Genomic DNA, 6442 nt, shown 5'->3' on the forward strand with positions numbered 1-6442 from the left:
TACAAGATTTGGAACTGCTTTTTCAAATAGTATTAGCACTAAAACAAGATACAATCATTTGTATAATAAGCTAGGGGTGGCCTACAAAACGAAATCATACGGTGATGTAGCTTTTTTTATTGAAGATCATAACTACAATTATTATTATGATAGCGTAGTTTATGACAGTTCGGGTAACCTTACTGTTCCTAATTCAATATCCGATAGAATTAACACAATAGGCGGAAATTACACTTATTTCGCAAAAAACATTACTGCTAAATTACTTGTTTCTCAAGCTATTTCTAATCAATCTATTTCTACTATTGAAGCTAATGCATCCTATAAATTTAATGATGCATTACAATTTGAATTCAATTATCTAAAGCAAAATAGTTTGCCTAATTTAAATTATATGCTGTATCAAAGTGATTATACTCATTATAATTGGTACAATAATTTTAAATCCGAAAAAGTAAATCAGTTTACAGTAACCGCTCTTTCAAAATGGATCAATCTAACTGCGCAATATAAAGTACTTAACGATTATTTGTATTTCGACAACACTACTAATGACATAACTTCATTACTTGTTTCGCCGGTTCAATATGATAAAACTATCAATTATCTTTCGGTAAAAGCCAGTAAAGAAATAAAATTTTGGAAATTAGCTTTAGACAATACTCTTTTGTATCAAAATGTGGATCAAACTAGCGCAATTGTTAATGTTCCCCAATTGACAACACGAAATACGTTGTATTATACCGGAAATGTTTTCAAAAAGGCCATGTTATTGCAAACAGGTGTTACGCTTAATTATTTTACAAAATATTATGCCAACGACTATAATCCATTGTTAGGTGAGTTTTACGTGCAAAACGAAACTAAAATAGGCGATTTCCCTATGCTCGATTTTTTTGTAAATGCCCGCATTCGTCAAACACGATTATTCTTAAAAGCAGAACATTTTAATTCGGCACTGACCGGTTTCAATTTTTATTCGGCACCAAATTATCCCTATCGCGATTTCATGATTCGTTTCGGTTTAGTGTGGAATTTCTTTAAATAGAAACGAATGGCTTTGGCTCTTTTGGCATCCATGTTCCTGCTGTCCACTTTAGTTTTTTGTTTATTAAAACAAAAAAGCTGCCGTTTCCATCAGGGTTAAACAGGATTTGACTGGCATTTTTGTATTCGTATTTTTCATCCTATCTTTGCAAAAAATATTTAAATATCAGAATATCTGAAAATCAAGTAAAATGAATTACGCTAAAAATATATTAGAAACCATTGGTAATACACCTTTGGTACAACTAAACAAAGTTACAGCAGAAGTAAATGCATTAGTATTGGCAAAAGTTGAAACTTTTAACCCAGGAAATTCTGTAAAAGACCGTATGGCAGTTAAAATGATTGAAGACGCCGAAGCAGATGGTCGTTTACAACCAGGAGGAACCATCATTGAAGGAACTTCAGGTAATACCGGTATGGGTTTAGCCTTAGCAGCAATTGTCAAAGGCTACAAATGTATTTTTGTAATCACAGACAAACAGTCAAAAGAAAAAATGGACATTCTGCGCGCAGTAGGAGCAAAGGTAATTGTTTGTCCTACCGATGTTGAACCTACTGATCCACGTTCGTATTATTCAGTTTCAAAACGATTAGGCACAGAAATTCCAAATTCTTGGTATGTTAATCAATATGACAATCCCAGTAATGCAATTGCGCATTATGAACAAACTGGTCCTGAAATTTGGAAACAAACTGAAGGTAAAGTTACGCACTTTGTTGTCGGAGTTGGAACAGGTGGAACGATTTCTGGGGTAGCAAAATATTTAAAAGAAAAAAATCCAAACATCAAAATTTGGGGAATAGATACGTATGGATCTGTATTTAAAAAATATCACGAGACCGGTATTTTTGACGAGAACGAAATCTATTCTTACATCACCGAAGGAATTGGGGAAGATATTTTACCACTGAATGTGGACTTCTCTTTAATTGACGGTTTTACAAAGGTAACCGATAAAGATGCGGCAGTTTATACCCGAAAAATAGCCTTAGAAGAAGGAATATTTGTTGGAAATTCAGCTGGAGCAGCTGTAAAAGGATTGTTACAATTAAAAGATCATTTTAAACCAGAAGATGTAGTTGTTGTTTTATTTCACGATTCAGGAAGTCGTTATGTAGGGAAAATATTTAACGATGATTGGATGCGTGAGCGCGGTTTCTTAGAAGAAGAAATTACAAAAGCGGAAGATTTAATCAAAGAGCATATAGATAAACCTCTTGTTGTAGTTAGAACGGAAGAATTAGTTTCACATGCCATCGAACGCATGCGAAAATATAAAATCTCTCAAATTCCAGTAATTGACGTGAACGGATTTGTAGGTTCTGTTGATGAGTCCGATTTATTTCAGAGTTTTATTACCGATAAAAATACAGCTGAGCGACCTGTAAAAGAAGTAATGGGTAAACCATTCCCAATTGTAAAAGCAGGCACTCCAGTAGAAGAGGTTTCAAAACTAATCACAAAAGATAATCAAGCAGTCATTGTAGACTTAGGAAATGGGAAACATCATATTATTACAAAATATGATATCATAGGTTCTATAAAATAGTATAAAGTTTTAAGCCCTTTTACAGGTGCAAAAAGTTTTTTTCATAGGAGTAGTATTGTTCAATAGATTTTTTTAAATTTGTTTTTCAATTATATACGCCATTCAGAATGAAAGAAGATTTTTTGCACCACGTTTGGCAGCATAAGAAATTTGCTGTTACAGAACTACAAACCACTACTGGCGAATCGATTCAGATTCTCAACTCAGGACAATATTTACAATTATCGGGCCCCGACTTTTTTAACGCTCAACTCATTATCGGCAATCAAAAATGGGCCGGAAATATCGAAATTCATCTCAAATCTTCAGATTGGTATTTGCACCATCACGAAAAAGATAAAGCGTATGATTCGGTTATTTTACATGTGGTTTGGGAACATGATACGCCTGTTTTTAGAGAAAATAATACTGAAATTCCCACAGTTGAATTAAAAAAATACGTTTCGGTAGCAACCGTGCATAAATATCAATCACTGATTACTCAAAAATCATGGATTTATTGTGAAAATCAAATAGCTACAACACCTGCTTTTGTTTTTGATCATTGGTTAACCCGACTTTATTTTGAACGATTAGAACGTAAATCTACCGAAATAGAGCAATTATTAGCTAGTTCAAACAACGACTGGGAAGCGGTTTTGTTTTGTATGCTAGCAAAAAATTTTGGATTGAATACAAATGGATTGGCCTTTTTAGATATGGCAAAAGGAATTCCTTTTTCAGTAATTCGAAAAGAAGCTTTTGCACTTGAAAAATTAGAAGCGTTGTTTTTTGGACAAGCTAACATGCTTTCTGATGATTTTCAAGATCAATATGCTAATAATTTAACTAAAGAATATGATTACTTAGTTCATAAGTATGGTTTAGAAAAAAGCGTTTTTACCGAAGTTTCATTTTTTAAACATCGCCCAGATAATTTCCCAACGATTCGATTAGTGCAATTAGCCGCTTTGTATTATAAAGAGCATAATTTATTTTCAAAACTGATGCAAACAAATCACACTTCAGAAATTTACGACTTATTTAATGTGGTTGTTAGCGATTATTGGGAAACTCATTATAATTTTGATAAAGTCAGTCCGAAAAAGCGAAAAAAAATCACTACTTCTTTTATAGACTTATTGTTGCTAAACACCATAATACCGCTTAAATTTACCTACGGAAAGAGCAGGAATCAAGCAAATGAAGAAGCGCTTTTGTCAATTGTTGAAGCTATTCCTTCCGAAAAAAATGCAATAATTGATAAGTTTAAAGATATTAGTCTGGTTTCAAAATCTGCTTTTGAATCGCAAGCTTTATTGCAATTAAAAAAAGAATATTGCGATGCTAAAAAATGCTTGCAATGTGCCGTAGGACTTCAATTAATGAAAAATTAATTGTAATTTTGGTTAAAATAAGAAGGAATGATTCAAAACATTTTACATTTTTTTGAGAAACATGGTTTTTTTGTAGCTTCTAGACTTGCTGATAAACTAGGAATGAGAGCTACAAATGTTCGTTTGTTTTTCATTTACATATCATTCATTACTGTTGGATTAGGATTTGGTTTTTATTTAACACTGGCTTTTCTTTTAAAACTTAAGGACATGATAAGAGCAAAACGAAGTTCTGTTTTTGATTTATAACTATGCACAAACTTAAGTCTTTTTTTATCTTTTCTAAATCTCATCGAAGTGGAATTGTCCTATTGTTAATACTAATGGTTTTAGTTCAATTGTTTTATTATTTTATTTCAAATCAAATACCTGCAACATCAGAAGATACTTCTTGGCTTCTTGCTCAAAATGAAATTGATAGTTTAAAACAAAATAGGTCTTTTAAAAAAGATACAATTTATCCTTTTAATCCAAATTTTATAACCGATTATAAAGGATATAAATTAGGTATGTCAGTTCAAGAAATTGATCGATTGCATCAATTTAGAGCTCAAAATAAATATGTTAATTCTGCAGTAGAGTTTCAAAAAGTTACAAAAGTGTCCTCAGATTTATTACAGAAAATTTCGCCCTATTTTAAATTTCCAGATTGGGTAACCAATAAATCAGCAACTTCATACAAGAAGTTTCAAACATATCCTTCAAAAGAAAAAGTTGCAATTATTCAAAAAGACATTAATGCCGCCACTAAAGAAGATTTAATTGCTGTGTATGGGATAGGAGAAAAGTTGGCCGATAAAATTCTAATTGAAAAAGATAAGTTTGGAGGATTTGTTAGCATGGAGCAATTTCAATTCATTTGGGGAATTAGTCCTGAAGCAATTGAAGATTTGCAAAAACGGTTTTTTGTAAAAAATACTTCTTCTATTCTTAAAGTTGCCATTAATGAATTATCGATCAAAGAATTGGCAAAATTTCCCTATTTTAATTACGCTTTAGCTAAAGAAATTGTAATTTACCGCTCCATGAATAATGGAATAAAGGAAATTTCAGATTTAACAAAAATTAAAGGAATGCCTAACGAAAAAATAAAAATAATAGCCTTATATTTGGAATTCTAAAAATAAAAATTAACGTATTATTTTACCTATGCATTCAATATATTTCACCGAAGAACATCAGTTATTTAGAGCCAGTTTCCGTGATTTCTTACATAAAGAAGTAGTTCCTCATATTGAAAAATGGGAGAAAACGGGTACTATTGAACGCTTTATCTGGAAAAAATTTGGAGAGATGGGTTTCTTTGGAATTAATTATCCAGAGGTGTATGGAGGAATGCAATTGGATTTGTTTTACACCGTTATTTTTTTAGAAGAACTTCAAAAAATTAAATCTTCTGGATTTGCTGCTGCAATTTGGGCGCATGCTTACTTAGCCATGACTCATTTAAATGCAGAAGGAGATGAACGAATAAAACAAGATTATTTAGTACCTAGTATTACAGGAGATAAAATAGGCGCTTTGTGTGTTACGGAACCTTTTGGGGGTAGTGATGTAGCCGGTATGCGAACAACTGCAACAAAATCGGGAGATAAATATATTATTAATGGATCTAAAACGTTCATTACAAATGGTGTTTACGCTGATTATTATGTAGTTGCTGCTAAAACAAAACCAGAACTAGGTAATAAAGGAATTAGTATTTTTTTAGTAGATACAAACTTAAAAGGGATTTCTGCAACAAAATTAGACAAATTAGGATGGAGGGCTTCTGATACTGCTGAAATAGCTTTTGACAACGTAGAAATACCTGCCGAGAATTTAATGGGAGAAGCTGATAATGGATTTCCTTACATCATGCAACATTTTGCTTTTGAACGATTAATTATGGCTATTAATGCCCATGCAAGAGCGGAATATGCTATCGATTACACTATAGAATATATGTCGCAACGCGAGGCATTTGGCACAACTATTAATAAATTTCAAGCGCTACGTCATACAATGGTGGAGCACGCAACAGAAGTTGAGCACTGTAAAATATTTAATTATGCTGCAATAGCCCGATTAGATAAAGGAGAATACGTTGTAAAGGAGGCAACCATGGCTAAATTAAAATCAACAAAAGTGGCAGATGACGCCATTTATAGCTGTTTGCAAATGCTTGGTGGTTACGGTTATATGGAAGAGTACCCACTCGCTCGTTTATTTAGAGATAGTCGATTAGGGCCAATTGGCGGAGGAACATCTGAAATTTTGAGAGAAATTTTGTCCAAAATGATCATCGACAAACAACATTATAAACCAGCAGTGAAATAATTTTTTCTAATTTTAATTTCTAATTCATAATTATTTTCTACATTTGCACCCTTAACGAGAGGAGGTGTCCATATTATGTTAATTATACCAATTAAAGACGGAGAAAATATCGATAGAGCATTAAAGCGCTATAAAAGAAAATTTGAT

Annotated in this window: 6 protein-coding genes and 1 pseudogene; all 7 read left to right on the top strand. The window is 32.3% G+C overall.

Annotated elements, in window-relative coordinates:
* Positions 1–1048, top strand: a 1048-nt coding sequence (locus ACIQZC_RS08140) for a putative porin (protein WP_396138737.1), incomplete at its 5' end; no start/stop codon positions are given.
* A 190-nt stretch (positions 1049–1238) separates the two neighbouring features.
* Entirely contained in the window at positions 1239–2600 is a 1362-nt protein-coding gene (locus ACIQZC_RS08145) for a pyridoxal-phosphate dependent enzyme (protein ID WP_396138738.1), read from the top strand.
* Between the two features lie 107 nt (positions 2601–2707).
* A complete protein-coding gene (locus tag ACIQZC_RS08150) occupies positions 2708–3976 on the top strand; it encodes a DUF2851 family protein (protein WP_396138739.1) in 1269 nt (422 codons plus the stop codon).
* 27 nt (positions 3977–4003) lie between these two features.
* Positions 4004–4225, top strand: coding sequence for a PspC domain-containing protein (locus ACIQZC_RS08155; RefSeq protein ID WP_396138740.1), 222 nt, complete (start codon positions 4004–4006; stop codon positions 4223–4225).
* 74 nt (positions 4226–4299) lie between these two features.
* Positions 4300–5097: a ComEA family DNA-binding protein gene (locus ACIQZC_RS08160; RefSeq protein WP_396138741.1), complete on the top strand. Its 798-nt coding sequence runs from the start codon at positions 4300–4302 to the stop codon at positions 5095–5097.
* Between the two features lie 28 nt (positions 5098–5125).
* Complete coding sequence (locus ACIQZC_RS08165) at positions 5126–6295, top strand: acyl-CoA dehydrogenase family protein (protein WP_396138742.1); 1170 nt, start codon at positions 5126–5128, stop codon at positions 6293–6295.
* A gap of 75 nt (positions 6296–6370) precedes the next feature.
* Positions 6371–6442, top strand: a pseudogene (locus ACIQZC_RS08170) (30S ribosomal protein S21); the annotation flags it as partial.

The sequence above is a fragment of the Flavobacterium sp. genome (assembly GCF_044338735.1).
Lineage (GTDB): Bacteria > Bacteroidota > Bacteroidia > Flavobacteriales > Flavobacteriaceae > Flavobacterium.

What these genes read in the sequence shown, in the direction of transcription:
- ACIQZC_RS08145 (WP_396138738.1), top strand. Translation starts at nt 1,239, where the DNA reads ATGAATTACGCTAAAAATATATTAGAAACCATTGGTAATACACCTTTG.
- ACIQZC_RS08150 (WP_396138739.1), top strand. Translation starts at nt 2,708, where the DNA reads ATGAAAGAAGATTTTTTGCACCACGTTTGGCAGCATAAGAAATTTGCT.
- ACIQZC_RS08155 (WP_396138740.1), top strand. Translation starts at nt 4,004, where the DNA reads ATGATTCAAAACATTTTACATTTTTTTGAGAAACATGGTTTTTTTGTA.
- ACIQZC_RS08160 (WP_396138741.1), top strand. Translation starts at nt 4,300, where the DNA reads ATGGTTTTAGTTCAATTGTTTTATTATTTTATTTCAAATCAAATACCT.
- ACIQZC_RS08165 (WP_396138742.1), top strand. Translation starts at nt 5,126, where the DNA reads ATGCATTCAATATATTTCACCGAAGAACATCAGTTATTTAGAGCCAGT.